The sequence below is a fragment of the Paenibacillus rhizophilus genome, assembly GCF_003854965.1.
Classification (GTDB): Bacteria; Bacillota; Bacilli; order Paenibacillales; family Paenibacillaceae; genus Paenibacillus_AQ; species Paenibacillus_AQ rhizophilus.
On sequence record NZ_RQPI01000016.1, the window covers coordinates 1 to 26,921 of the forward strand.

Annotated in this window: 22 protein-coding genes and 1 pseudogene; 18 read left to right on the plus strand and 5 right to left on the minus strand. The window is 45.0% G+C overall.

From position 1 onward, the window contains the following. Positions 1 to 84: 84 nt before the first annotated feature. Positions 85 to 387 carry a hypothetical protein gene (locus EH198_RS20265; RefSeq protein ID WP_124697350.1) on the minus strand — a complete coding sequence of 101 codons (303 nt, stop codon included), beginning with the start codon at positions 385 to 387 and terminating at the stop codon, positions 85 to 87. Positions 388 to 533: 146 nt separating this feature from the next. Between EH198_RS20265 and EH198_RS20270 the strand changes: the two genes are divergently transcribed. Both EH198_RS20270 and EH198_RS20275 read left to right on the plus strand, forming a co-directional pair. Further along, entirely contained in the window at positions 534 to 932 is a 399-nt protein-coding gene (locus EH198_RS20270) for a MarR family winged helix-turn-helix transcriptional regulator (RefSeq protein WP_185702994.1), read from the plus strand. A gap of 22 nt (positions 933 to 954) precedes the next feature. Continuing rightward, entirely contained in the window at positions 955 to 2,181 is a 1,227-nt protein-coding gene (locus tag EH198_RS20275) for an epoxide hydrolase family protein (protein ID WP_124697352.1), read from the plus strand. Between the two features lie 73 nt (positions 2,182 to 2,254). On the opposite strand, the gene EH198_RS20280 is transcribed toward EH198_RS20275, so the two are convergent. Beyond that, positions 2,255 to 3,148: an AraC family transcriptional regulator gene (locus tag EH198_RS20280; RefSeq protein WP_124697353.1), complete on the minus strand. Its 894-nt coding sequence runs from the start codon at positions 3,146 to 3,148 to the stop codon at positions 2,255 to 2,257. A 157-nt stretch (positions 3,149 to 3,305) separates the two neighbouring features. On the opposite strand from EH198_RS20280, the gene EH198_RS20285 reads away from it, so the two are divergent. The 10 genes and pseudogenes from EH198_RS20285 to EH198_RS20330 all read left to right on the plus strand — a co-directional run bounded on the left by EH198_RS20285 (position 3,306) and on the right by EH198_RS20330 (position 17,350). Beyond that, complete coding sequence (locus tag EH198_RS20285) at positions 3,306 to 4,220, plus strand: DMT family transporter (RefSeq protein ID WP_124697354.1); 915 nt, start codon at positions 3,306 to 3,308, stop codon at positions 4,218 to 4,220. A gap of 21 nt (positions 4,221 to 4,241) precedes the next feature. Beyond that, positions 4,242 to 4,397 (plus strand): annotated as a pseudogene (locus tag EH198_RS25215) (tRNA-binding protein); the annotation flags it as partial. Positions 4,398 to 4,472: 75 nt separating this feature from the next. Beyond that, the gene (locus EH198_RS20295; protein WP_148091522.1) at positions 4,473 to 4,727 is read left to right on the plus strand and encodes a hypothetical protein; all 255 of its coding nucleotides are present in this window, start codon (positions 4,473 to 4,475) and stop codon (positions 4,725 to 4,727) included. Positions 4,728 to 4,740: 13 nt separating this feature from the next. Then, complete coding sequence (locus EH198_RS20300) at positions 4,741 to 6,498, plus strand: cache domain-containing sensor histidine kinase (protein ID WP_246014479.1); 1,758 nt, start codon at positions 4,741 to 4,743, stop codon at positions 6,496 to 6,498. After that, complete coding sequence (locus EH198_RS20305; RefSeq protein WP_124697357.1) at positions 6,476 to 7,732, plus strand: response regulator transcription factor; 1,257 nt, start codon at positions 6,476 to 6,478, stop codon at positions 7,730 to 7,732. Before EH198_RS20300 ends, EH198_RS20305 begins: the two co-directional genes overlap by 23 nt. Continuing rightward, positions 7,671 to 8,942, plus strand: coding sequence for an ABC transporter substrate-binding protein (locus tag EH198_RS20310; RefSeq protein WP_124697428.1), 1,272 nt, complete (start codon positions 7,671 to 7,673; stop codon positions 8,940 to 8,942). Before EH198_RS20305 ends, EH198_RS20310 begins: the two co-directional genes overlap by 62 nt. A 402-nt stretch (positions 8,943 to 9,344) precedes the next feature. Beyond that, positions 9,345 to 11,981 carry a glycoside hydrolase family 31 protein gene (locus EH198_RS20315; RefSeq protein WP_124697358.1) on the plus strand — a complete coding sequence of 879 codons (2,637 nt, stop codon included), beginning with the start codon at positions 9,345 to 9,347 and terminating at the stop codon, positions 11,979 to 11,981. Between the two features lie 29 nt (positions 11,982 to 12,010). After that, the gene (locus EH198_RS20320; RefSeq protein WP_124697359.1) at positions 12,011 to 14,545 is read left to right on the plus strand and encodes a glycoside hydrolase family 31 protein; all 2,535 of its coding nucleotides are present in this window, start codon (positions 12,011 to 12,013) and stop codon (positions 14,543 to 14,545) included. Positions 14,546 to 14,890: 345 nt separating this feature from the next. Beyond that, the gene (locus EH198_RS20325; RefSeq protein WP_124697360.1) at positions 14,891 to 16,192 is read left to right on the plus strand and encodes a GntP family permease; all 1,302 of its coding nucleotides are present in this window, start codon (positions 14,891 to 14,893) and stop codon (positions 16,190 to 16,192) included. Positions 16,193 to 16,213: 21 nt separating this feature from the next. After that, the gene (locus EH198_RS20330; RefSeq protein ID WP_124697361.1) at positions 16,214 to 17,350 is read left to right on the plus strand and encodes a glycerate kinase family protein; all 1,137 of its coding nucleotides are present in this window, start codon (positions 16,214 to 16,216) and stop codon (positions 17,348 to 17,350) included. A gap of 42 nt (positions 17,351 to 17,392) precedes the next feature. On the opposite strand, the gene EH198_RS20335 is transcribed toward EH198_RS20330, so the two are convergent. Then, the gene (locus EH198_RS20335) at positions 17,393 to 18,418 is read right to left on the minus strand and encodes a CdaR family transcriptional regulator (protein WP_124697362.1); all 1,026 of its coding nucleotides are present in this window, start codon (positions 18,416 to 18,418) and stop codon (positions 17,393 to 17,395) included. A gap of 362 nt (positions 18,419 to 18,780) precedes the next feature. Between EH198_RS20335 and EH198_RS20340 the strand changes: the two genes are divergently transcribed. From EH198_RS20340 to EH198_RS20365, 6 genes are all read left to right on the plus strand, one after another. Then, a complete protein-coding gene (locus EH198_RS20340; protein WP_124697363.1) occupies positions 18,781 to 19,362 on the plus strand; it encodes a glycerol-3-phosphate responsive antiterminator in 582 nt (193 codons plus the stop codon). 243 nt (positions 19,363 to 19,605) lie between these two features. Continuing rightward, on the plus strand, positions 19,606 to 20,388 hold the full coding sequence (locus EH198_RS20345; RefSeq protein ID WP_185702995.1) for an HAD-IIA family hydrolase: 783 nt from the start codon (positions 19,606 to 19,608) through the stop codon (positions 20,386 to 20,388). Between the two features lie 14 nt (positions 20,389 to 20,402). Next, entirely contained in the window at positions 20,403 to 21,566 is a 1,164-nt protein-coding gene (locus EH198_RS20350; protein ID WP_124697365.1) for an extracellular solute-binding protein, read from the plus strand. A gap of 12 nt (positions 21,567 to 21,578) precedes the next feature. Further along, entirely contained in the window at positions 21,579 to 22,463 is an 885-nt protein-coding gene (locus EH198_RS20355) for an ABC transporter permease (protein ID WP_246014488.1), read from the plus strand. Further along, positions 22,464 to 23,300, plus strand: coding sequence for an ABC transporter permease (locus EH198_RS20360; protein WP_124697367.1), 837 nt, complete (start codon positions 22,464 to 22,466; stop codon positions 23,298 to 23,300). Further along, positions 23,297 to 24,385: an ABC transporter ATP-binding protein gene (locus tag EH198_RS20365; protein WP_124697368.1), complete on the plus strand. Its 1,089-nt coding sequence runs from the start codon at positions 23,297 to 23,299 to the stop codon at positions 24,383 to 24,385. Before EH198_RS20360 ends, EH198_RS20365 begins: the two co-directional genes overlap by 4 nt. A gap of 133 nt (positions 24,386 to 24,518) precedes the next feature. Here EH198_RS20365 and EH198_RS20370 read toward each other — a convergent pair whose 3' ends face one another. Continuing rightward, positions 24,519 to 25,973 (minus strand): DHA2 family efflux MFS transporter permease subunit, encoded by a 1,455-nt coding sequence (locus tag EH198_RS20370; protein ID WP_124697369.1) that lies wholly within the window; start codon positions 25,971 to 25,973, stop codon positions 24,519 to 24,521. Between the two features lie 30 nt (positions 25,974 to 26,003). Continuing rightward, the gene (locus tag EH198_RS20375) at positions 26,004 to 26,879 is read right to left on the minus strand and encodes an SDR family NAD(P)-dependent oxidoreductase (protein WP_124697370.1); all 876 of its coding nucleotides are present in this window, start codon (positions 26,877 to 26,879) and stop codon (positions 26,004 to 26,006) included. Positions 26,880 to 26,921 lie beyond the last annotated feature (42 nt).

Genomic DNA, 26,921 nt, shown 5'->3' on the forward strand with positions numbered 1-26,921 from the left:
TGAAAAGGTTATAGTACTAGAAAGTGAAATAATGGGGCACCGACCATAGCTGGATTACGGAAGGCCATCCTGCAAAGGATGACCTTAAAACTTGCCGTTACAGACAGCGCGTAGAAGCGTATCATAAATAGCGGCAAGCTTTTTGGAAGTGGAACGTAAAGGGCCTATTAAAGCGTTGAGCGGTATGGGTTTGGGGGAGGTCACTTGTCCCTGAAACGTCAGCTCAGAGACGCTTTCTTTTTGAATGTCAGATGACGATGGTGTACTTAGCGGGAGGGCTTTTGCGGAAGCGGCCAGCGAAAAATGTGCTTGTAATTTTGCGACGATCTCCAACTCGATGCCTTGAGGGAGACGCGGGTCTTTAACATGAACCTGCTTGACCATCATCTGGAGAACGCCCAGCTGGCGAGCAGATGATTTTGACTGAAATAAAGACTCGAAATTTATATTAGTAATTTATATAAATTTATGATATAGTTTTTTCCATGGGAAATAATAAAGATCAAAACAAGTTGAACGTTACCGACTTCGCTATGGTATTCGAAGATTTAACGAGAATTATCATTCGGATGCCCTCAATTGAAAAACTAAGCTTCACGACGCTTTCCGTCCTGCACACATTATCTCGTAAAAGCCCCATGCGACTAACTGAATTGACAGCGAATGAGCAAGTTACACAGTCGGGAATCACGCAGTTGGTCACCCGACTCGAACGAGACGGGCTTGTCGAGCGTCGGCCAGATCCGAATGATGGTAGAGTCGTTCAAGTGCATATTACCGAGAGAGGGGCGAATGTTATTGATTCCCGTCGTTCGGAGCGTATTGAACAGCTTTCGAAGTTTATTGAAGGGCTCACTCCCGAAGACAAACTGGCAATTGCATCTGCAATACCCGCATTAAGGCGTCTGGCCGAACTTGGAAACGATTCGTAATCTACAGGAAGGGGAATGTGCTATGACAACAGCTTCTTTCAAGCTTCAGCCCAGTCCGATCTTTGTACCGGATGAGGTACTTATTGATCTTCGCAATCGTCTACAGTCCACTAGATGGCCTCTTGATGCCGGAAATGCTGACTGGTTTTACGGTGTTAACCGGAACTATCTTGAAGAACTCGTCGACTACTGGGTAAACGAGTTTGATTGGCGCAAAACCGAGAAAGCGATCAATGTCTATGAACACTATAAAGTAAATATTGACGGAGTTCCGCTACACCTTATGCGTAAACCAGGCGTCGGACCCGATCCCATGCCATTAATCTTGTCCCATGGTTGGCCTTGGACATTCTGGCATTGGTCAAAGGTCATTGATCCACTAGCGGACCCTGGCTCATTCGGTGGTGATCCGGCTGAAGCATTCGACGTCATCGTGCCCTCACTTCCTGGATTCGGATTTTCTACCCCACTGCCAAACAACCCTGACATGAACTTTTGGAAAATTGCTGATCTCTGGCATACGCTAATGACCGATATCCTGGGCTATACCAAATACGCAGCAGCGGGATGCGACGTAGGCGCTCTCGTGACCGGTCAGCTCGGACACAAATATTGTGACGAGCTCTACGCGATTCATATCGGATCCGCTCTAAAACTTAGCTTTTTTAACGGGGATCGCGCTTGGGATTTTTCTGGAGGTCGTCCCATTCCTGAAAATATTTCTGAAAGCATTCGATTGCAAATTTTGGAGTTTGATCGGCGATTTGCGTCGCATCTTGCTGTACATGTTCTTGATCCCGGCACGTTGGTGTACGGGCTGAGCGACTCACCGGTTGGTATGCTAGCCTGGATATTGGAACGATGGGTGAGGTGGAGTGATAATAAGGGCAACATCGAGAATGTCTTTTCAAAGGACGACATACTTACCCACGCAACAATCTATTGGGTAAACAACGCTATCGAAACCTCCATACGCGTCTATGCCAATAATAATCGTTATCCATGGACACCCGCCCATAATCGCCTGCCCGTTATTGAGGCGCCGACGGGTATAACCTTCGTGGGCTACGAGAATCCGCCGGGGATCACGACGGAAAATCGCGTGCAAAATTTTCTCGAAAGCGACCGTGCCTCCTGGTATAACCATGTGAACATTGCAGCCCATGAACAGGGAGGACACTTCATACCTTGGGAGATTCCGGGCGAATGGGTTGATGATTTGCGTCGTACTTTCCGAGGTCGGCGATAATATAGCAGTTCTTAGGTCCGTGGCCATCCCTTAAAGGATGGCCCAAAAACTTGCCGTTACAGAGGTTATCTCCTTAATCATTGATTTCATTTCTAAATTTCCGGAAATCTTTAGGTGTTCTTTCATGATATTTTTTAAAAGACTGAATAAAGTGATTTACATGATTGAAACCCACTCTGTGGGCTATTTCGGTTATTGTATAATCTGTTGAGATTAATAACTCGCTGCTTTTCTTGATACGGTACTTAATTAAGTAGTCGTAAGGTGTCATATGAATTGTCCTCTTAAAACTCCGAGTGCATTCGGAAACACTTAGATGCGCTATATCAGCAATCTCTTGCAGCGTTATATTATTTGAGTAGTTCTGATGGATGAAGCTGAGCATTAATTGAAGTCTTTCTTGTTGCAGCTTTAAGTATTTAGGTGCTTCCTCAGAAGAGAGTGAAATGTTAGAAATTAAGGTAAACCATAATTGTACAGTTTTGATAGAAACCTCATATTCCCACCCCCAGTTTTTTTTCATATCAAATTTCTTTTTCATATCCCAAAGCGTTTCCAGTACTTGACTTTCCCATTCAACATCTCCCTTGATTACTAGTGACACTAAGGAAGAGTTTGTATAAGGCAGTACATAATTTTTTTCCATGGCACTATCTGCGTAGAAGGCCAGCAGCTTCTCAGGAAAATTAAAACTTACATATTGACCGTTATGTGTCAGGTTCGTAGTAACATGAAGGACGCCCTTATTAATTAAAATTGCCTGACCTGTTTCTAATTCATGATCAATCCCATTAACTTGTATAACTAGTTTTCCTTTAGTAACCAAAGTGATTTGTAGTTCTTCATGCCAATGTAAATCGTTAAATCCTCTACCTTCAGGAATACTTCCATGAATAGTATGGGTGTACATGATGTATGGAAATGAAACATCGGGATATAAAATGGTCTCGTGCAATTGTTTTTCCATTTTAGCGAAGTCCTTTCTTATGACGATATTTCTATATAAATTAAAGATATAGTTACACAAATAAAATAAAAGTGGTGATATTATTATATCAAATCTTCGGCTTATCATTACAATCCTGTGCACAGACGATTGGATAAGACATCTTGGAGGCGTACATGTGAAAATAAATCAATCGTCGTTACCGTTTCATCCGTATATTTTGCTTTTAATCAGCATACTGTCTGTTTCTATCTCATCCATCATGATAAAATCCTCAGATACTCCAACCTCTGTGGCTGGGATGTACAGATTGTATATATCAGTAATCATTATGCTTCCTTTTGTACCTTGGAAAACTCTCCGATCATTAGAGATGAACAAAAAAGATTGGAGTACCGTTTTTTTAGCCGGCCTATTTCTCGGGTTATACTTCTTATGTTGGATGGAATCTTTAGTATATACCTCAGTTGCGAGCTCCATGGTGATCTTATCATTACAACCTTTATTTGTAATGATTGGTTCATATTTTATATTTAGAGAACGAACCAACATTTTAACAATTCTTTGTTTGATTGCTGCTCTTTTAGGTTCACTAATCATAGCTTGGGGAGACATCGGGGTTTCGCGGGAGGCGTTAATAGGAGATGGATTATCCTTATTAGGAACCATCTTGGTTTCAGCATATATGCTGGCAGGACAAAAAGTAAGTCACAAAATAGACGCAAATTTATACAGTGTTATTGTTTTTTTTCTAGGTGGGAGCGTCATGCTAGTCTACAATTTGCTAAATAATATCACATTGATCGAATATGACTCTTCGGATTGGACATATTTCTTTTTACTTGCAGTAATCCCAACTATTTTTGGGCAGTATATTTTTAATCTGTTGTTAAAATCTATAGGCGCAACTACTGTTTCTGTAGGTATTATTGGAGAGCCTGGTTTGGCAATAATTCTTGCCTATCTATTCTTGGGAGAAACCATCTCGATCTTTCAATTCATAGGTGGATTGATAACCTTATTAGGAATGGCGGGTTATTTTTGGACACCTTCTTTAACCCAAACTGTTTCAAAAGATAGAAGTTATAGTTGAGTGGCTTGAAACTTTTAAAATTTAGGGCAACAAGTAATAGGGGGAGTCAATTTTCCTCCGCGTCGTATAGCCGGGTTTAATTCAGAGGTATTGGTTCTTGGAGGAATACCAGAAAAGGGGGATGTAGTTCTATTAAAACCTGATTTTAAACTGCCTGATGGCACACCGATTGGGTGATCGATAGTTAGAAGGCTTATTCCACTTGTTGAAATTGGAGTGAGCCTTTTTTTGCATGCAGAAAAATCTAAGGAGATGAACAGACAATGGCAAAAACATGAACAGTTAGCAGAGGAACAAGTGGCAGAGGAATCGGTGCATTCAATTGCTAAGGCTCAAGCAGAGTATGAGAAGTTGATGCGGTTTTTTTATTTTGAAAAATACTTTCAAGGCGAAATTCAGTATTTTTCCAATTATATCTACCTATTGCATTGTATCTCTTGCTTTATAATAGACCGAGACGGAAACCACAGAAAGGAACATCCATGTCATGAAAAGCAGCATCCGTAACCGCTTATTGGTCATGCTTCTCGTGTTTATTATCGTCCCCTATTTCATTTCGGTACTGGTGATCTATTTTCATACTAAAGAAAAGGTAGAGCAGCACGAATACCGGATCAGCGAGGTCCAGCTTCAAAAGGGAAGTGAAGAGCTCGGACAATATTTTCAGGATATGGTCAATTTACCGTATATTCTATACCTTAATCCCGGTTTATTCAGGATATTCGAGAGGGGCTTCGATAAAGAAATTTACTCGAATCAGCTTGAAGTCGACAAATGGTTTCAAGCCTTTTATCTGATGCGGAGAGAAATTCATCAAGTTCGGTTTTTTATGGTCAAAGACGGAGATTCTTTTACCGTATACGATGCCAAGGTGAGTGCCCGTAAGAAGCAGCCTGATTTATCGGAAAGTCCTCCCATTCGGCAGTTGATTAAATCCGGTTCTAATTTTTTGATTCAACCGCCGCATTTGATCCGGAATTATAATGGTTCTGCCGTTATGCCCATGTCGGACCGGACGCTGGTGATGACGATTCATCATAAAATCAAAAATATTCTCTCCAATGAATTTTTAGGTGTTGTCACCATGGATATCGATCTCAGCCGGCTTGCCACCATTTCCAACCGCTTTCTGAAGGAAGGTGAACTGGTTATCCTTACAGATGAGCATGGGGTCGTCGTCTATTCAACCAATCAAACGCTGATAGGGGAGACTTGGAAAAAAGGTTCCGGATTGTCTTTAAAGAGCGGAAGATCGGGCGATATTACGATGTCGAAGCCGCTTCCGGGCCAGTTCGGGGATTGGCATTTGATCAAGGTGACTTCGAGCGGCAACTTATACCGTGATGTGAGGCAAACGGCGTATATCAGCGCCTTTTTTGGTGTGGGTGTCGTGATTTTGGGGCTTATTATGATCCATTTTATTTCCAATAAGATCACTCGTCCTATTAAGTTGTTAAGCAGAAAAGTCCGAAAGATAGAAGGAGGGCATACGAATATTTGGTTCGATGATACCGGCCGTGACGAAATCGGTCATTTGGAGAGGCACATCAAGGATATGATGGAAAGAATCAACCTGTACATTGATAGAGAGTATCGGCTGGAACTCGAGAACAAAACGAACCAATACCGTGCAATTCAATCCCAAATCAACCCGCATTTTCTGCATAATGCTTTACAATCCATCGGTGCGGTTGCCCTTCGTTCCCAAACTCCGCAAATTTATCATTTGGTGACTTCCTTATCGAAAATGATGCGGTATACGATCCGAATGGACAATTGGGCCTCAATTCGCAGTGAAGTGGATTATGTAAAAGCTTATTTGGATCTGCAAAAAGAACGGTTTCGGGTGGAATTGCGCCACTCCATCTCAATCGAAGATTCCATAATGGATATGCCGGTCCCGGTCATGATCTTACAGCCGCTCGTTGAGAACTTCTTCAAGCATTGTTTTGAAGAAGGGCATTACGGTTCGCATCTCGGCATTCGGGGATGGCTTGAAGAAGGTGACGTGAAACTGGTTGTGGAAAATGATGGCCCCGGTTTGTCCCTCGAAGAGTTGAACGAATTGAGAAGGAAATTGAACGCAGTGGGCCACGACGCAGCATCGCCCAATAACCGGATCGGTCTGAAAAATATACATGATCGCTTAATCTTGAACTACGGTTCCCGCGGAGGCCTGGAGGTGGATTCGAATCCCGGCGGAGGATTTACCGTCCTTATTACTATTCCAACCCAATCCAAGGAGGACGATAATCATGAAAGCTCTTATTGTGGATGATGAATTCAATGTGCGCGATGTGATCCGGTATTTGGGACAATGGGATCAACTGGGCGTGACGGAAATATGGGAAGCCGACAACGGGGAAGAGGCCCAAACCATTATTGAAAGAGAGCGGCCCGAAATCATATTTGCCGATATCAAAATGCCCAAAGTCACCGGTATCCAGCTTTTGGAGTGGCTAAACCAGCAAGCTTATCCGGGAAAAGTGATTATTGTCTCGGGGTATGATGACTATTCCTATATGCGCAAAGCCATACAATGCTCCAGCTATGATTATTTATTGAAGCCTGTGGAAGCAGATGCATTAAATACAGCCTTGGAGGGGGCTATAATGGCCTGGAACAGCGAGGAGGCCGAACGGAGAGGCGACTCCGTCATTGCCCAAGAGGCCAAAAGGCTGCACAGTAACCGGTTAATTACGGCAGCCTGTGAAGGAGAGCCTTTGAATGGGGAGGACCTGGCGAGGTATCTTCCGAAAGCGGACGCCTACGATCTTACCTTGCTGTATTTTTACCATACTCATAACGCCGGGACTTACGTCAATCGGCTCGCTGAGGAGATGATGGCTCAGGAGTGGGGCAATGCGTTTGTTCTGCAAAACGACGATAACATAGGTCTTGTCATCAGCTCTCGCGGCAGCAAGCTCTCTATAGAGCAATGGATTTCAAACCGCTTTGATATTCCGGTACGGCTGGTTAGCGGCGACTCATTGACATCCTTAATAGAGCTGCAGAATGCTTATCAATCGGCAAAAAAAGCGATGGAGTCGCAGAATTTCAGAACCATTCATCGTTTAAGCGATTTGGATGACGCCGGGCGAATGAATGACATCGTTAACTATTTGGAGGAGCACTATACGGAGGAGCTTTCTTTGGATAAATTGGCTAATCGTTTCTTTTTGAGCCGGGAGCATATTTGCCGCCGGTTTAAACAAGAGCAGGGGGTAAATCTGTCCAATTATTTAATTCAATTAAGAATAGAACAAGCCAGACGATGGCTTAGTCAAACGGAAGAAAGAATTTACTCGATTGCAGTGAACCTCGGGTATCAAAATGAAAAGTATTTTTCAAAATTATTCAAGAAAGAAGTGGGCATGACACCGGCCAGGTACCGCAGCCTTTACGGAAACCAAAACAAAAGGAAGGGAGGCGATATGTGTGGGAAAAGCGATGAAAATAATGTTGACGGGGGTAATGTTCGCATCGCTTATGGCGTGTGGGGAAAAGAATGACGAAGGGGCAATCCATCCCCAAAAAGCGGCCGGTAAAAGAGTCGTTTTAAGCGTATTCAATCCCAAGGTGGAGATTGCCTCCCAGTTTGAGCGGCTGGTCAAAGAATACGAGAAGGAAAATCCGGAAGTGGATATTCACATTCGGACAGTCGGCGGGGGTGCTGATGACCGTGCGATGCTGATGACCCAATTTGCTGCCGGGAAAGGTCCGGATATTTATACGAACGGCGGATATGAGGAAGCCAGACTGTGGAAAGATTACCTGGAGGATTTGTCTGATCAGCCTTGGGTCGGAAATGCGTATAATTACGCGTTGGAACCGATCGAAATGGACGGTAAAATCTACGGTATGCCGATGAATGTGGAGGGCTATGGTTTTATTTATAATAAAGATTTGTTTGCGAAAGCGGGTATTAAGGAAACACCGAGAACACTCAGCGAATTAAAGGAAGTGTCGGAAAAGCTTAGGGCCATGAACATCACCCCTTTTTCAATCGGATACGCGGAAAAATGGATTCTTGGTGTATTCATGTTAAACCTCGCATTTGCGCATCAAGACAATCCTGATGCTTTTATTAAGGGATTGACGGACGGAACACAAAAGTTTAAAGGAAACGAACAATTTACAGGGATGCTGCAACTGCTTGATCTAACCGTACAATATGGCAACAAGAATCCGCTGACTATAGATTACAGTACGGCAGTCACCGGCTTTGCAACGGGTAAAACGGCGATGATCCAACAAGGAAACTGGATACAGCCGATGCTGGATAAAATCTCACCGAACATGAACATAGGGTTTTTCCCGATGCCGATTAGCGACGATGCGGTGAAAAATGATGCTTTGGCGATTGGCATTCCCAACAACTGGGTCATTAACAAAAAAACAACCGATGTGAAGAAAGCGGAGGCTAAAAAATTCTTAAACTGGATGGTTTCTTCAGAACAAGGTAAAAGATTTATGACCGAGCAGTTTAAGTTTGTTCCCGCTTTTTCCAATATAGAGATCAAAAATCCGGACCCCCTTGCCGCTGATATTATCAAATACGTAAAAGAAGGAAAAATATTATCCTGGAACTGGTTCAAATATCCTGCCGGAGTAAGCGATGAGTTTGGACCTGCCATGCAAGCTTATATCAATAAACAAATGAACAGGGAGGAGCTTCTGCAGGAATTCCAAAAATCTTGGAACAAATATTCGGAAAAATAGGTAGGAACTGGCTGAGAATTTACCAAATTCTTAAGCCTTTTTTATTTGTTAAATAACACCATATCAAGCATGGAGTTGGGTTTCCTTATCCAAGACCTATATTTATATTGATGCCGCCTCACTTGCGCTTATGAACATTTAAATCCTTGATTCTTGTTCATATTTTGGCCTTTCCCCCGGATAATTGGCGAGTCCATTCAGAGGGCTATATCAATTTAGATACGTCCCCCCGCTCCTGTACCCGGTGCTGACGATTTGAGTCCTTGTCGCTATTGCTCGAAATCAGCTCGTTAACCTAACATGGAACATGAAATCGAAATACATAAATTGGCTTGAGCAGAGAGGGGGAGAGCAGAAGAAAGGGCAAAGCATGACGAATTCATTGACAAGGAGAGAAACCTAATGAAACGAAAAAGAACGAAAAAAGCGGTAACCGCGCTATTGGCAACTGCTGTTCTACTTTCAGGTAATGCCGTTTCACAGCTCTATCTCGCTCAACCTGTATTTGCGGACGATATGGTATTCCCGGTAGAAGCATTTAGACCGACCGATGACAGGCCGCTTGATAAAAGCCATCTGCAGCAGTCTATGACGGTGCAAAGCTTCGAGCAGTTGGACAATGGCGTAAAGCTTAATTTAGGCGCGCAGGAGGCTTACATACGGATGCTTACATCCGATATGGCCAAAGTGTCGCTCTTGAACAAAGGCGACAAAGAATATACCTCTGTGGGGATCGCCAAAACGGACTGGTCCGCTCCTAAATTCAAAGTGAAGGAAGACGACAAGAGAATCGTCATTACAACCGACAGCTTGACCGTGGACATCAAGAAAAGCCCGTTTGGAATCAAATATATGGATAAAGACGGAAACGTCATTAACGAGGATGGGGAGCAAGGGATCGGTTACGAAAACGGGAAGCCTTACGTGTTCAAAAAGACCGATAACAACGAGAATTTCTACGGGCTGGGCGAAAAAACCGACGGTTTGAACAAACGCGGCAAGGAAGAAGGCATCTGGCATCAGGACCCGTTCCCGTATGAGTCCAAATACATTTACCAATCCGTTCCGTTCTTTATCGGGTTGAAAGACAAAAAGGCGTACGGCATTTTATTCGATAATACGTACCGCACTTATTACAATTTTGCCAAAGAAAGCGATGATTACTATTACTTCTACGCCGACGGCGGCAAGCTGACCTATTACTTCTTCAATGGACCGCAGATTAAAGATGTCGTAGACCGTTATACCGATTTGACCGGCAAAATTCCCCTGCCGCCTGAATGGTCTTTGGGCTTCCATCAATCAAGCTGGGCGTATTCCCAAAACGACATGGAAGAAGTAGCCGCAGGGTATCGCGAAAAGAAAATTCCGGCGGATGGATTGTTTTTTGACATCGAATATATGGACGACTATAAAGCCTTTACGTGGGGGAAAAAAGTTCCCGATCCTGCAGGGCTGGGCAAACGTATGGAAGAGCAGGGTTTCCATCAAGTGAATATTTTCGATCCGGCGATTAGGGCCTTGCCGGGCTACAGTGTTTATGATGAAGGGACCGCGAAGGATCTCTGGGTTAAAAATCCCGACGGCACCGCCTTCCTTGGCAAGCTTTGGCCATGGAATCCGTCGGCCCCGCCTTCTTCCGTTTATCCGAATTTCCTGAAAAAGGAAACTCGCGATTGGTGGTCGATGCAGTACAAGCCGTTCTTTGACACAGGCATAGACGGTATTTGGAACGACGTGAACGAACCGGTCAGTTTTATAGCCAAAGACCACTGGACGCTGCCGCTGGATGCTGTGCATGAGGATGATAACGGAGTCAAACATGCTCATGAAGAGGTCCATAACATTTACGCGCATTTGGAGGAAGAAGCGTCTTACAACGCATTCAAAAAACTCAAACCGAACGTCCGTCCGTTTGTATTGACGCGTGCCGGATATACGGGAACGCAGCGTTACGCCGCAACCTGGACCGGTGATAACCACAGCACCTGGGAACATCTCAGAATGTCGATTCCTATGAATGCGAATGTCGGATTGGCCGGTCATCCGTTTGTCGGCAATGACATCGGCGGATTCACCAAAAATAAACAATTGGGCGAAATCTGTACGCCGGAATTGTTTGCACGCTGGCTTGAGCTTGGCGCCTTCCTTCCGTTCTCTCGGGACCACTACAATAATGACGGTGACAGCCCGTCGGTTAAGCAAAACATCAATAGACAAGAACCGTGGCAGTTCGGCAAGGAAGTTGAGGATATCAGCCGTCAGTACATTTCCATGCGCTATGAATTGATGCCTTACCTGCAAAACGCGTTCAAACAAGCACACGAAACCGGGAATCTGATTCAGCAGCCGCTCGTATTCCAGTTCCAGGATGATCCGAACACCTATAACAATGAAGACCAATTCATGTTCGGCGATTCACTGATGATTGCACCGGTTGTGGAAAAGGGCGCAACGTCCCGCAGCGTGTATTTGCCAACCGGCGTAAAATGGATCGACTACTGGACCGGCGAAGAGTTTGAGGGCGGCCAAACGATTACCAAACAAGCCGATCTCGGCACGCTTCCGCTCTACGTGAAGCAAAACTCGATCATCCCGCGCCGCGAAGTCCAGCAGTATGCCGGCGAGAAAAAGCTGACGAATCTGATTCTCGACACTTATCTTAACGGCAATGCTTCCTACAGCTACTACCAGGATGATGCGACTACAGAGGATTACACGAGAGGCGAGTTCAACGTAACCGACTTCCATGTGGAAAACAAAGGGAACCATGTCGAATTCGAACAGGACAAGAAAGTTCAGAACTATGCATCCGACATTCAGTCCTACACGCTGAAGCTTCATGACGCTGTAGAACCGAAGAAAGTACAAGCTGCTAACAACAAGTATGCCAAAGCAGGCAGCGTGGAAGAATTGAATGGGCAAGAAAGAGCTTACTACTTCGATGCGAATGAACATGTGCTGTATGTCAAAATTCCGGTAAATGAGAAACAGAAAGTGAAGATTCAAACTCAAGACGATGTGGACGGCGGCAAATAATAATCCTCATTTTGAAGGAGAGAAACCAAATGAAGCCGAAAAAGAAATGGGTGCCATTAATTTTAGCAGGTGCAGTCCTTCTCTCAGGCAATGCCGTTTCACAGCTTTATTCTCCCCAAACAGCCTATGCGGAAGTCCAGCAGCCTGCTCCCGATACGCCGCTCAATAAAAACAAACTGCAGCAGCCGATGGCGGTGCAAAGCGTCGAGAAACTGGACAATGGCGTCAAGCTTGATTTGGGCGGAGAGGAAGCTTATATCCGTCTGCTCACTTCCGATATGGCCAAGGTATCGATCTTAAACAAAGGCGAGGAAGAGTTTGTTTCTCCGGGGATCGCGAAAAAGGATTGGCCTGCTCCTAAATTCAAAGTGAAGGAAGACGACAAGAGAATCGTCATTACTACCGACAGCTTAACGGTAGACATCAAGAAAAGCCCGTTTGGAATCAAATATCTGGATAAAAACGGGAACGTAATTAATGAAGACGACATTAAAGGGTCCGGTTATGAAGACGGAAAGCCATACGTGTTCAAGAAAACGGACAAAACCGAAAACTTTTACGGTTTCGGCGAGCAGACCGGCGGTTTGAACAAACGCGGCTACGATATCGGTATGTGGAATACGGATGCCTACTCCTATACGAAAAGCACGAAATATGTGTATGCCACCATTCCGTTTTTTATCGGTTTGAAGGGCGAGAAGGCGTACGGCCTTTTCTTCGATAATACGTACCGTTCCCATTTCAACATGGCTAAGGAAAGCGACGATTACTATTATTATTACGCCGATGGCGGAAAACTGACCTATTATTTTATTAACGGTCCGGAAATCAAAGACGTCGTGGACCGGTATACCGATTTGACCGGCAAGATCAATCTGCCGCCGGAATGGTCTCTCGGTTTTCAGCAGAGCAAATGGGGGTATTGGCAGGATGATATGGTCAGAGTGGCCAAAACATTCCGCGAAAAGCAAATTCCCGCCGATGCGATGTACGCGGATATCGATTATATGAATGACTATCGCGTATTTACCTGGGGGCCGAAGTATCCCGATCCAGACAAGCTGAAGGCGGATATGGACAACCTGAATTTCAAATATGTCACGATCAACGATCCGGGCGTTAAAGTAGATGAAGGTTTTGATACTTATCAGGAAGGAACCAAGAACAACTTCTGGGTTAAAAATGCCGACGGCAGCCCCTATGTCGGTTATGTTTGGCCGGGCGACTCTGTTTTCCCTAACTTCCTGAAAACGGATGTCCGCGATTGGTGGGCAAAAAAGCACAAAGCGCTGTTTGACAAAGGGGTAGCCGGCATTTGGAACGACATGAACGAACCGGCCGTCTTTGGCGGTCCGGGCTGGTCCATGCCGCTCGATACCGTCTATGAGGCGGATGACGGCAGCAAAAAACAGAACAAAGAGATTCATAATATCTTTGGCCATCTGGAAAACGAAGCGGCGTACGAAGGATTCAAAGTGAACAAGCCGAACATTCGTCCGTTCGTGCTGACTCGCGCCGCCTATGCGGGAACCCAGCGTTACGCGGCCATCTGGACCGGCGATAATACAAGCAACTGGGATCATCTCCGCATGACAATCCCGATGAATTCGAATCTCGGATTGTCCGGCGCAGCGTTTGTCGGCAACGATATCGGCGGCTTTGCGAAACCGACTTCGCAGGACATACCTTCGCCGGAACTGTTTGCCCGCTGGATCGAAGTCGGCGCTTTCGTTCCGTTCTCACGTGACCATTACAGTTGGGACAAGGAGCAGGAACCGTGGGCGTTCGGCAAGGAAGTGGAGGACATCAGCCGGAAATATATTTCCCTGCGCTATGAACTTCTGCCATACCTGTATAATCAGTTCAAACATGCTCAGGAAAGCGGGCAGCCTGTACAGCAGCCGCTCGTCTACCATTTCCAGCATGATCCGAATACCTATAACAACGATGATCAGTACATGTTCGGCGATTCGCTAATGATCGCGCCTATAGTGAATCAAGGAGCAACGTCCCGCAGCGTGTATTTGCCGGCTGGCGTGAAATGGGTCGACTACTGGACCGGTGAAGAATTTGAGGGTGGCCAAACCATCACAAAACAAGCCGATCTCGGCACGCTTCCGATCTATGTGAAGCAGGACTCGATCATTCCTCGCCGCGAAGTTCAGCAGTATACAGGCGAGAAAAAGCTGACAAATCTGATTCTTGACACCTACCTTTCAGGCCAGGCTTCCTACAGCTTCTATGAAGACGATGCAAATACAGAGGATTACACGAGAGGCGAATTTAACGTTACCGACTTCCGTGTAGAGCAAAAAGGAAATCACATCGAATTCGAGCAGGACAAAAAGACGCAAAATTACGCGTCTGACATCCAGTCCTACACGCTGAAGCTGCATGATGCCAAAGAGCCGAACAAAGTGCAGGCGGCTGATAACAAATACGGCAAAGCAAGCAGCCTTGACGAACTGAACCAACAAGAAAGCGGCTATTACTTCGATGCGGCAGCGAAAGTTCTGTATGTTAAAATTCCCGCAAACGAAAGCCACAAAGTAAAAATCGATTAATCGTATGGCGAGCATCAAATGAAAAACGGGTTGGAGACATTGTCGCTCCAGCCTGTTTTTTTATGTTACGCCCAACTTGGCAGCGAAAGGGCTGGAAAGTTTACTCGCCGATCATGGGTGAGTGTCAAACCGTATCCAGATGATTCTAAAACTGAGGGCTCCTGTATGCTTTAGTGCATATGCACAATAAGATTCATCGGAATATCAATTGTTTAAGCTTCATAATGCAAATATAATGAAACCGTATTCAGGTAGTAATTTAATTCATTCACACAACCTACTATGTGAATAATTGAACAAGGGAATTATGTTGATAATCATACATCACGAGGAGGATTTACAAGAATGGACGCAGTAATGGATATTAGCTGGATTGGCGCGTTAGCTGGTCTGGCATTGGCAATCGTATTAATTTTGTTAAAATTGGCACCAACCTATGCACTGATTTTGGGAGCTATTGTGGGTGGTTTTATTGGGGGGGCCAACTTCGCAGAAATAATTAAAATCCTGATTACCGGTACACAGAGTGTTCAGGGGACAGTGATCCGGATTATCGCTGCGGGTGTTTTTGCCGGGGTAATGATGGAATCGGGAGCGGCGGAAACGATCGCGAAGGTTATTGTCGATAAGCTTGGCGGAACCAAGGCTATGTTCTCCCTTGCATTAGCTACTATGATTATCACAGCGGTAGGCGTCTTTATTCCTGTTGCTGTATTGATTGTCGCACCCATCGCACTGTCTGTCGGTAATAAAATGGGCTACTCCAAGGTTGCCCTGCTGGTTGCTTTATCCGGCGGCGGAAAAGCAGGTAATATTATTTCACCGAATCCAAATACCATTGCCGCAGCGGGCGGATTCAAGCTCGATGTGAACCAGGTGATGATCGGTGGACTGGTTCCTGCTCTATTCGGATTAACGGTAGCTGTAATTATAGCCTCCTTAATCAAATATAAAGGCACCAAAGTTACCGACGCTGAAGCTGCGGAATTGAAAAAGGCCAGCTCTGCGAATTTCCCGCCTTTATCGAAAGCACTGGTAACTCCGATTATCGCTGTTGTGCTCCTGATGATCAGCCCTATCGGTTCGATGCTGGGCGTTGATTTCCTTGCTTCACTGAAGATCGACTCCTTGTTTATCCTTCCTTTTGCAGGTATCGTGGGTTCCTTGGCGCTTGGCAAGAAGGATAAAATTGTAGATTACTGTACGGCAGGCTTAAATCGAATGACACCGACGATTCTGATCATTATCGGTGCTGGAGCGATCGGGGGATTAATTACAGCTTCAACCCTTCCTGCAGAAGTTGTTGCTCTTGTTAACGCCTCGGGGATTTCCGGTGTATTCCTTGCACCCATTGCAGGTGTGCTAATGGCGGCAGCCACAGCCTCCACTTCAACAGGTGTTATTCTGGCAACGGGTTCCTTCTCCAATGCCATCATTAGTACAGGGGTTGCACCTCTGTCGGCTGCAGTGATGACCCATACCGGTGCCACGGTAATCGACCACCTGCCGCATGGAACTTACTTCCATGTATCGCGTAATGCCATGGGCATGAGCATGAAGGATAGAATGAGGGTTGCCCTGTTCGAAAGTATGATCGGTATTACAATGACGGTAGTAGCAATCATTATGTATGGATTTATCTTATAAAAGAAATGGAGAATCATAACTATGGGAAAAGTGTTTTTGTTGGCACCCGATTCATTTAAAGAAAGCATGACCGCCAAGGAAGTATGCGAAGCCATGGAGACCGGCATCAAAAGAGCCATTCCCGATGCGGAGTGCATTCATGTACCCATGGCTGATGGCGGCGAAGGAACGGTACAATCGTTAATAGATGCCACAGGTGGCGCAATGATTGAAAAAGAGGTCACCGGACCGCTGGGTACACCGGTTCTTGCCCGGTATGGGATTCTGGGGGATGGCAAGACAGGTGTGATTGAAATGGCGTCCGCCAGCGGAATTCATCATGTGACCAAGGAAACCAAGAACCCTTTGATTACGACAACCCTTGGAACAGGAGAGTTAATCAGGGATTGTATCGAAAGAGGCATTACCGACATCATTCTGGGCATTGGCGGAAGCGCTACGAACGACGGGGGTGCTGGAATGGCCAGAGCACTGGGGTATCAATTTCTGGATAAACACGGGAATGAATTGCCGCTGGGCGGCGGGTTCCTGGGTGAACTGGAGCGGATCGATGCTCGAAATGTTATGCCGCAATTACAAGATGTGAAGATCCTGGTCGCTTCAGACGTAACCAATCCGCTCTGCGGGGAACACGGCGCATCCGCTGTTTTTGGCCCGCAAAAAGGCGCTACTCCCGAGATGATCAAGGTACTGGATAGTAATTTGAGGCAATACAGCAGCGTTGTGAAAGAGCAGCTTGGCATCGATATGGTCGATGTTCCTGGTGCGGGCGCTGCGGGGGGACTGGGCGGCGGATTGCTTGCTTTCACCAACGCTACAATGAAAAAGGGAATTGAAATCATTATTGAATATACGCAGCTCAAGGAAAAGCTTAAAAATGCAGATTACTGTATCACCGGAGAAGGCGGCATTGATTTCCAGACGAAATTCGGCAAAGCGCCTTATGGCGTTGCCCAGGCCGCTAAAAGTGTGAATCGCGAAATGAAGGTAATCGCCCTGGCCGGTTATATAGGTAAAGATGTTGAAACGCTTTATGATGAAGGGTTTGATGCGATTTTTGGTATCGTGCCCGGAGCGGCGGACATTGAGACCTTACTGGCTCAAGGCAAGGAGAACGTTGCCCGCACGTCTGAAAGTATCACCAGATTATTAAGCTAACAATACAAGAGGATGCCCCTCAAGCGGGGACATCCTCTTTATTTATATACGGTGAATCAGCATGAAGATGAGTTCCACGAGCTCCAGAATATTATGGGGGTCCTTGCCTGTAATGCTATGAATCTTGGTTAATCGATAGTGCAGGGTATTCCTGTGAATCATGAGAAGTTGAGCCGATTTATTGGCGTTCAGGTTGCAGTTAAGATACACCTGGAGCGTTTTAGTCAATTCATCATTTTTTTCAAGCAAATGGGCCAGCCGTTCGGCTCTTGTATCATTTTTCAGCAGCTTCGACATATCGGCGAAGAACTCACATTTTGCATAGAAAATCGTTCTTTCATTGAAATATACACCCTTTAATACACGCAGCGCCGCCTTAGTCTGTATATATCCTTCCGAAATCGTATCGTTCCATTTGCTGACCGAAAGGTAAGCATCCGGGTACTGTCTTCTTATTCTTTCGAGCAGGGCTTCCAGCTTATCCGCTTCCTGAACGACAAGATATAGCGAATGAATGGAACTTTTAAAGGAGGGGATATTCTTAATAAAATCCTCAGCGATCTCACCGGGAAATTCGGCATAAATGATTTGTGAGGGTTTCGTTAGCTGTATACCATAGATCAATGCCTGATCGGCCAATTCTTTTGTATAGTTTGTATCCGAATGGGTGATTAAATTGAAGAATTCATGCTTTAAGTGACTCTTCAAATTTTCCTTCTCGAGCGCAATGCTTTGTTCGATTAGCAGAATAACCGTGGTCTTGACAAGATTTCCGAAGGGCCACGTTTCATTGACTTCGCCGCTGATTCCTACCACTCCGACAATAGTGCCGTTTAATTCAATGGGCAGGTTAATGCCCTTCTTCACAAATTCCTCGTCCTCTGTGATTTCCACGATCTTTTGTTGTTTGATGGCTTCCGCCGCACCATAATGCAAGGTTCCGACCCGGCCTTTATTGCCGCTTCCGATAATAATTCCTGTCCGGTCCATAATATTGATATTATACGGAATGTCCTGCATCATTTTATCAACGATGTTCTGGGCTTGCTGGCGCGTCAATTCATGCATAGTGGGCTCTCCTCCATAGGTACATGTCTAAAAGTGTAAGGTGAATCCTTCGAGATCATAGTCTCAACCAGCTTAATTCATGGCTTGTACATTAGTGGGTGAACAGTTTGTGTAACGGGTTGTAAACCCAAATATGGTACCATACAATGCAGTTTAAGCCTACATTTAGATCAACAAAAGACAGTTCCATATCGCCACCCCATACAAGGTGCTGCTGTCGGGAGCCGCTTCGGTGACCATTCAGCCACAATCGGCACATGCGGCCGATGAATTTTTATGTTGATTTTACAAATCGCTGATATTTTCATAATATTTATTGGTTATTCTATTAATAGAATTAATGAAACAGAAAGGTAGTCATCATGAATCTGCTCCACAAAATTGGTCAGAAGCCGATTATTGCAGCTTTACGCAATGTGCGGGATGTTGAACAAGCAATCACAAGTCAAGTGGACAATATCTTTTTCATGGGCGGAACAGTTAAGGAGATTATTAACGCCGTTCAGTTGGTCAAGACAGCCGGTAAAGGCGCTTTTGTCCATGTTGATTTGATTAAAGGCTTATCCAATACCGACAAAGAAACGGTAAGCTTTATAGCAGATTACATTGGAGCGGACGGAATTGTCACGCCGAAAAGTCATCTGATCGCTGAAGCGAAAAAGGCTAATTTATTCGGGATACTTCACTTGTTCATTATTGATTCTTTAGCGCTTCAAAATGGTCTTAAGGCAGTTGAGAATGTTTGCCCTGATGGAGTGGAGCTTATGCCTGGGGTTGTTCGTAAAACGATCGCTGCTTTTACGGACGCTTATGATCATATTCCCATCATCGCAAGCGGACTCATTCATACGAAAGAAGAGGCGGCTGAATGTCTAGAAGCTGGCGCAACCTCGCTTTCTGTCAGTGAGCAAAGCTTATGGTCATTAAATTTTCAAAATATATAATATCTCTTAATGTTTAGAGTCGTGTCGAGAGAAAGCTCTGAACAATAAACAGATCCTAGCATGGCTATGTCTGTTTATTGTTGAGCTTTCTCTTTTTCTGTTCACTTTATTTTACTGAAACAAAACTAGCTCCGACACTTTTAAGTATGATGGGAGGTGATATTCCCGGAATGGACGGGCAGGCCATCAATTTCAAAACTAATTGCAAAGGAGCAAGAAATGGGCAACACAGCAATGAACAGCATGAAAGCATTTCTTTTTGATTTGGACGGTTGCATCTATTATGGCGATACGCCGGCTGCCGGGGCTAAAGAACTGTTGGAACTCCTCAGACATGAAGGGAAACGTTGTTTCTTCGTAACCAATAATTCAACTCAGACGGCAAAAGAGATTGCTTCCAAAATGAGCCGCATCGGCATACAAGCCGAACCTGATGAAATTGTTACGGTAACGGACAACGCAGGTCATTACTTGAAGGGGAAATTCGGTGGCTGTGTCAAGGTTAAGGTAGCGGGCAGCGAAGCATTACAAAGCTCGGTTCTCGGCGTGGGACATGAACTTATTCCAATCGACAGTCCGGCGCCGGCCGATGTCATTCTTGTCGGAAGAGATGTAACGTTTGATTACGATAAGCTGCAAATGATCGTCAATGATGTTCATCGCGGAGCGAAAGTCGTCGGGGCGAATTGCGATTCGCATCATGTAGGAACCGGAGGGAAGATTATACCGGAAACGGGTTCTTTGACCGCTGCGATTGAAACGATGATCGGACTGAAGATCGAGCACATCGGGAAGCCCTCGCCTTATTTGTTTCAATCTGTGCTTAACCGATATGGACTTGACCCCGATCATTGCATCATGGTTGGAGATAATTTTATGACGGATATGGCTGGGGGAGTGCAAGCGGGGCTGCGGACCGTCTGGATTAATGAACATAATCCCTATTTGCGGGAAGACATGCTTGGAATTTTTCCTGACTATATCGTTAAAAATATGGAACAGCTGTTAAATATATATACAAAATAAAGGAGAAGATAAATATGAAATCCATGTTGAAGCTGTGCGCAGTTATGACATTAAGCGTATCTCTGATTGCCGGTTGTTCAAGCAGTCCTGCCGAAAGCACTACAGGCAATGCAAGTAAACCGTCTCCTGAGCCCCAAAACCAATCCATTACTTTTATCGATACCGCAGGCGGCGCAAACACGCAAAAGTTTTTTAGCGAAATGATTCCAAAAGCATCAAGCGAATTGGGCATCAAAATTAACTATGTCACAGGGTCCGGGGCTGAAATTCAGCAAAGATTATCCGCTCAGAAACAAGGTGAAGGCGATATCGACGTGCTGTTGTTAAAGCCGGATGGCGTCGGCAATATGATTGAAGCGGGTATCCCTTTTGAAACGCTTGAAAACAATCCGGAAATCCCCAATATTTCGCTGGTTGAGCCTAGTGAATTAAAGGATGCTTTAGGAATTGCAACGAACGGTAAAGCGGTTCCTTTCTGGCACGATCAATTTGGAATCTTGTACAACTCCGACAAAATCAAGAATCCTCCGAAATCATGGGATGAATTCTATGAAAGACGGGGCGAATGGGCCGGCCACATCGGTATGATCCGTTCGGACGCAAAGTCCGGCGGAGGAAGAATCATGCAGCGCGATATTCTTCTCGGTTACGGAGTAGACTTCTCCAAGCCTTTTGAAACAATACAAAAAACAGCCGAATGGACGAACGGCATCAATAAATTCAGCGAATTCTCGAAAGCATTCTTTAAGCCTTTAGCTTCTGAACCGCCGGTATTGTTCCAGCAATTTGCCTCTGAAGATGTTTGGATTACCGAATATGCAATTGACTATACACTCTGGTCTAGAGACCAAGGCTTGCTTCCTAAGTCCGTAAAATCCACCTTCTTCCCAAGCGGCCATTATGGCGGTGCAGCTTATTTAGCGATTCCTACTAACGCGCCCGACAGTCAGAAAGAGCTGGCTGCTAAGTTTGTGAACTGGATGCTTTCGGAAGAAACGCAGGTGAACATGATGGAAACGCTGTGGATCTATATGGGAATCAATAAATACGACAACGTTCCTCAAACAGTATGGAATAACGTGCCGTCATGGGACGTGGTTAAGAAATCCAGAATTCCATTGAATAATAATGAAGCTTACACGTTCTTAAAGGAAAAAGGCATGGATTTGGTTAAGTAATTTCAGTTGGAGGTGAAAGAAATGAGGAATCCCTCATCAGGATTCCTCATTTTCATATCAATGCAATTTAAAAAAGACAATTTGCTCACCTTATTGCTTCTATTTCCCGGGCTAGTCTTTTTCATCGGCCTCTTTATTTATCCGCTGTGCATAACTTTCACGAACAGCTTGACGATAAGCAATCATACCGGTTATTCCCTTCAGAACTATATTGATTTACTAAGTTCGGCAAAATATTGGAACGTTATCGGTATTACCTTTGTTTTGGCCATTTCTACAACGATACTTTCTGTTCTTATCGCCTTACCGCTGGCTTTAATCTTAAGGAAACGGGTAAAAGGCCATACATTCATCCGTTTATTGATTTTGCTACCGCTAACGGTATTAGCGTTAATCAGTGCTCTCGGCCTGCTGATCGTTTGGGACAAGAACGGTTGGGTCAATTTGTTTCTGACGCAAGTGCTGCCGTTTATCGATGAACCGCTGAAAATCAATTACACGCTTTACGGTTTGATCCTATTTTATGCATGGCTTTATTCCCCTCACACGATCTTGATGACATTATCATCGATAGAAGGAATCGACCGGAACGTAGAGCAAGCGGCTACGATTACCGGGGCTAAACCTTTTGAAGTGTTCAGATATATTACTTTGCCTTTAAGCATGAGCGGTATCCGTTCCGGTTCGGTGATGACCTTTCTGCTTGCTTTCGGTGCCTTTAATGTTCCGCTGATTGCCGGTGGAAATTACAGACCCCTGACCGTTGCGATTTATACGGAAGCAGGTGTGTTTAATAACTGGCCCAAAGCCAGCGCTTTAGCCATTATTATGGGAATTCTCGAGATTATTTTTATCTTGATTTACTTTAAATTGACTAAGAAAAGGAGCGCGGCATAAATGAATCCGATCACTCATAGCATTCGGGCCGTCCGAACTGGAAAGAAAGTCGTGATTTATGCGTTCCTTTTGGGATTTGCCTTGTTTATTTTATCGCCGTTTGCTGTCATCATCGTGTCCGCTTTCGGAGAGGGCTGGTTCGGCGCCAGATGGCTGCCTGAATCATGGGGCATACGATGGTTTCAGTGGGCTTTTCAGATGACGGATCTGGTTCAGGTTACGATGAATAGTTTTGTGATTGCCGCATTAACGATAGTCATCAGTTTGTTGATCGGAGTTCCTACTGCATGGGCTATAGGAAAAAGAAAGCTGCGGGCAAAGGAGCTGCTGATCGCGCTGATACTTCTCCCTAGAATGATCCCGGAATTAACTTACGCGCTCGGAACCGCCAAAATATTTTATACATTAGATCTGATTAACACTCATCTCGGTGTGGCGCTTGCGCATTCAACCATTACCATTCCTTATGTGGTATTGATTATGTCCGCTACGTTTGAGGCTTTGGAGCAAAGGGTTATCGACGCGGGCGGCGTTTGCGGGGCCAATTGGTTTCAGAGATTTCTATATTTGGTTATCCCTATGTCCATGCCCGGGATCTTGGCGGCGGTAATTTTCGTATTTGTAACTTCCTTTAACGAATTTACTTTAAGCATGATGACTTACGGCCCGCAGACGGTCACTTTACCGATACAGACGTATCTTTCCATTGGAGACGGCTATAAAGAGGTAGCCAGCGCGATTTCCGTTATTCTGCTCATCCCTTCCATCCTCATCCTTGGTGTAATCGTGAAACAAATCAAGCCGGAAAATTTAAGCGGAGGAGTGAAAGGTTTATGATAGACAAGAAAGTCATGATTTCATTGAAAAATATTACCAAAAAATTCGGACATGCTACGGTAGTGAATCAGCTGAATTTGGACATTTATGAGGGAGAAATGCTGACGCTTCTCGGGTCGAGCGGCTGCGGGAAATCAACCACGCTAAACATGATTACAGGCAGTTTGACGCCGGATAACGGAGAAATCCATATCAGAGGCAATGATTTGACGCATGTTCCATCACATAAAAGAGAAATCGGTTTGGTTTTTCAAAATTTCGCCCTTTTTCCGCATATGACCGTTTTTGAGATCGTAGAATTTCCGCTGAAAATCCGCAAAGAAAATAAAAAGGAACGTAAAGTCAAAGTGATGGAAATGCTGCGTCTTGTCCAGTTGGATCATCTGGCTGAACGATATCCGCGAGAATTATCCGGGGGACAGCAGCAGAGGGTTGGATTGGCAAGGGCATTGATCTATCAGCCTAAGGTCGTGTTATTTGACGAGCCGCTTTCGAATTTGGACGCCAAGCTTAGAGAAGAATTAAGATTTGAAATTATGAATTTAAAAGATAAATTAAAATTTACTTCGATTTATGTCACTCACGATCAGGAAGAGGCGCTTACATTGTCGGATCGAATTGCCGTGATGAAGAACGGAGTTATTCAGCAATTAGGGACGCCTCTTGAAATATATAATGAACCGCAAACACCTTTTGTAGCAGACTTTGTTGGTATATCTAATAAAATTGTCGGACAATGTGTGGGCAAAGATAACGGACACGCGTCCATTCAAATGGATGGCTTTCAATTAAGAGGCTTAGTAAAACATGATGAAATACAAAACGGGGATAAAGTAATCATTTTTATTAGGCCTGAGGATATTCAATTCGGCAATGAATGTTCCACCAAAGAAAATACACTTCAAGGGGAAGTCCGGAACATCGTATTTTCGGGAGAAAGAAAAGAGTGCATGGTTGGCGTTGCAGAAGGGGAAACCATCCGGTTGTATATGAATAAACAATCCGATATAGCCATTGGACAAGGGCTGTTTGTACATCTTCCAAGCGATAGCTGTAAAATTTTCAAGTTTTTTGCTAATGAATGATGCGGTACCTCGAAAGGGGCTTTTACTGTGAATCAGCAAAAGTCCCTTCTACCATTTCGGCAGAAGGGACGAAGGGGTGAGATCCCAAGAACAACCCGGTGCTTATGTCTACTTAATTGTATATCCTGCAGTGTTAACTTTCTTGCTGCGCGAAATCGGCCTGCTTGGTTCTCGTTATAAAGAAGGACAGGACCAGGCCTATTATTCCAAAGACGATAACAGCCCAATAAGCGTCATTCATTCCGGCGATGGAGGCTTGCTGTAGCAATTGCGCAGGATCAGTTAGCGTTCCTTCCGCTGCCAGCTTCACGGCATGGGTCTGTGCTCGGCTGGTTAGAATGGTAACCAACAGCGCTGTGCCGATGGCACCTGATACCTGCTTGACTGTATTGGAAATCGCGGTTCCATGAGAGTGCAGCGATGCTGGTAGCTGGTTAAGTCCCGCAGTTGTGATAGGCATCAAAAACAATGCCATCCCGATCCGTCTGCCCGTAGACATGAGAATGAGATACCCATAGCTTGTAGAAGATGTTAATGAAACAAATCCTATCGTGGTCACAATAGTGATGGCAATTCCGATGATGGATAGCCATTTTGCTCCAAACCGGTCGAAGAGTCTACCCGCCACCGGCATCATTATACCCATAAGCAATGCGCCGGGCAGCATTAGAATACCGGCATCAAACGCAGAATAATGTCTCATATTTTGTAAATAAATCGGAAGCAGCATCATATCCGCATACATGACCACGGTCACCACTATATTAATGATTGTAGTAAGCGAGAACATATTATACTTGAAGGCGTTCAAATCCAACAGAGGACTGCTGCTTCTTAACTGGCTAATAGAGAATAATACAAGTGAAAGCACGCCTATCGCCAAGGTTATTATCACTTCGGTGCTTGACCAGCCTACGGCACCTGCTCTGCTGAAGCCGTACAATAAGGAACCAAATCCGAGTGTGGATAAAATCATTCCTGTTACATCCAACACGGGATAAGCGCGCTCCGTCACATTTTTCAAGTAAAAGAAGGCAAGAAGGATAACCAAAGCAGCGAACGGAATAATAACGTAGAACATTGATCGCCATGCAAAATGATCCAGCATGTACCCGGCATACGTCGGGCCGATGGCTGGCGCGAAGATGATGGCTACTCCAATCAACCCCATAGCTCCTCCCCGCTTCTCCTCGGGAAAGAGGGCAAGCACAACATTCATCAATAAAGGCATAATAATTCCTGCACCGGCAGCCTGTATGAGACGTCCGATTAACAGCACTTCAAAGCCGGGAGCAATCCCTGATATTGTTGATCCGGCAAGAAACGCAATCATTGCCGAAAGAAACAGTTCTCGGGTTGTAAAGCGCTGCATGAGATAAGCTGTCAAGGGAATAAAGACTCCGTTGACCAGCATATAGCCGGTTGTCAGCCATTGGGCTGTCGTTGCTGCGATATCAAAAGCCGTGATCAGCTCTGGAATCGCCACACTCATAATGGTTTGATTTAAAACGGTAATAAATGCGCCCAAGATCATGATGAAGAGAAGGGGACCTTTTTTGACGGTGTTTAAAGTTAACTCTTTACTCATCGTTTGTCTATTCCTTTCTACATCTGTGTTTTAAGCAAGGAACCCTTTTTGCTGCAGCAAATCCTCTGTGGCCTTCCAGAGCTTGTGCTGCATCGCGGCATCTCCCCCGGGCTGTACGGGTTCGATTGAGTTTCCGGTTCCAACGTTAAAGTATCCGCCCGTCACCTTTTGATATTTCGGCTCCGTGATCAAACGGGTGATAATATCGGCTCCTCTTCGCGGATCTCCAAGACGAAGGGCTTTCAACAGTCGTTCTAAAACGGATGCAAACCTAAGTTCTCGTCCAAGTCCGGTAACATTAAATCCTGGATTTAGCGCATTTACGCTGATTCCTGTACCTGCCCACTGCCGGGCCAGTTCAGCAGTAAACATAATATTTAATAATTTGGTTTTCCCATAGATGGGGGATGAGCCGCGAGCGGTGAAGGGAGTTGTGTCGGTTAAATCCTCCGGAAGCTTCAGTACGCCGTGACGGCGTGAAGCTTCAGAGGCAACATTGACAACTCTGGCCTGACCAGCGTTCTGCAGGGACGGCTTTAACATATGTGTCAACAGCCACGGCGCTAAATAATTGACAGCAATCATTTCAGGAAACCCCTCGGGAGTCGTGCGGGGTTCGAAGGCATGAATCCCCGCATTATTCAATAACACATCAATTTTAGGGTAGACTGCGGCTATTTCACTGCCAACCCGTTTCACATCCTTCATTAGCGACAAATCTCCATAGAAAAAGTCAACTTTGACTGAAGAGGTATTTGCCTCAATCTGTTTTCTCGTAGCTTCAGCGCGCTCTTTACTTCTGGCAGTCAGGACAAGGTCAAAACCGCGTCTTGCCAATTCAATCGCAACAAGTTGTCCCAGACCGCTGGTGGCCCCTGTTATGACAGCAGTTGATTTTTTAGACATAGTCATTTCTCCTTCTTGTGATACAATTTTTTTGGAAGTAAT

Coding starts and splice junctions, on each gene's coding strand:
- EH198_RS20265 (WP_124697350.1), bottom strand. CDS start 387: ATGATGGTCAAGCAGGTTCATGTTAAAGACCCGCGTCTCCCTCAAGGC.
- EH198_RS20270 (WP_185702994.1), top strand. CDS start 534: ATGGTATTCGAAGATTTAACGAGAATTATCATTCGGATGCCCTCAATT.
- EH198_RS20275 (WP_124697352.1), top strand. CDS start 955: ATGACAACAGCTTCTTTCAAGCTTCAGCCCAGTCCGATCTTTGTACCG.
- EH198_RS20280 (WP_124697353.1), bottom strand. CDS start 3,148: ATGGAAAAACAATTGCACGAGACCATTTTATATCCCGATGTTTCATTT.
- EH198_RS20295 (WP_148091522.1), top strand. CDS start 4,473: ATGAACAGACAATGGCAAAAACATGAACAGTTAGCAGAGGAACAAGTG.
- EH198_RS20300 (WP_246014479.1), top strand. CDS start 4,741: ATGCTTCTCGTGTTTATTATCGTCCCCTATTTCATTTCGGTACTGGTG.
- EH198_RS20305 (WP_124697357.1), top strand. CDS start 6,476: ATGAAAGCTCTTATTGTGGATGATGAATTCAATGTGCGCGATGTGATC.
- EH198_RS20310 (WP_124697428.1), top strand. CDS start 7,671: ATGAAAATAATGTTGACGGGGGTAATGTTCGCATCGCTTATGGCGTGT.
- EH198_RS20315 (WP_124697358.1), top strand. CDS start 9,345: ATGAAACGAAAAAGAACGAAAAAAGCGGTAACCGCGCTATTGGCAACT.
- EH198_RS20320 (WP_124697359.1), top strand. CDS start 12,011: ATGAAGCCGAAAAAGAAATGGGTGCCATTAATTTTAGCAGGTGCAGTC.
- EH198_RS20325 (WP_124697360.1), top strand. CDS start 14,891: ATGGACGCAGTAATGGATATTAGCTGGATTGGCGCGTTAGCTGGTCTG.
- EH198_RS20330 (WP_124697361.1), top strand. CDS start 16,214: ATGGGAAAAGTGTTTTTGTTGGCACCCGATTCATTTAAAGAAAGCATG.
- EH198_RS20335 (WP_124697362.1), bottom strand. CDS start 18,418: ATGCATGAATTGACGCGCCAGCAAGCCCAGAACATCGTTGATAAAATG.
- EH198_RS20340 (WP_124697363.1), top strand. CDS start 18,781: ATGAATCTGCTCCACAAAATTGGTCAGAAGCCGATTATTGCAGCTTTA.
- EH198_RS20345 (WP_185702995.1), top strand. CDS start 19,606: ATGAAAGCATTTCTTTTTGATTTGGACGGTTGCATCTATTATGGCGAT.
- EH198_RS20350 (WP_124697365.1), top strand. CDS start 20,403: ATGAAATCCATGTTGAAGCTGTGCGCAGTTATGACATTAAGCGTATCT.
- EH198_RS20360 (WP_124697367.1), top strand. CDS start 22,464: ATGAATCCGATCACTCATAGCATTCGGGCCGTCCGAACTGGAAAGAAA.
- EH198_RS20365 (WP_124697368.1), top strand. CDS start 23,297: ATGATAGACAAGAAAGTCATGATTTCATTGAAAAATATTACCAAAAAA.
- EH198_RS20370 (WP_124697369.1), bottom strand. CDS start 25,973: ATGAGTAAAGAGTTAACTTTAAACACCGTCAAAAAAGGTCCCCTTCTC.
- EH198_RS20375 (WP_124697370.1), bottom strand. CDS start 26,879: ATGTCTAAAAAATCAACTGCTGTCATAACAGGGGCCACCAGCGGTCTG.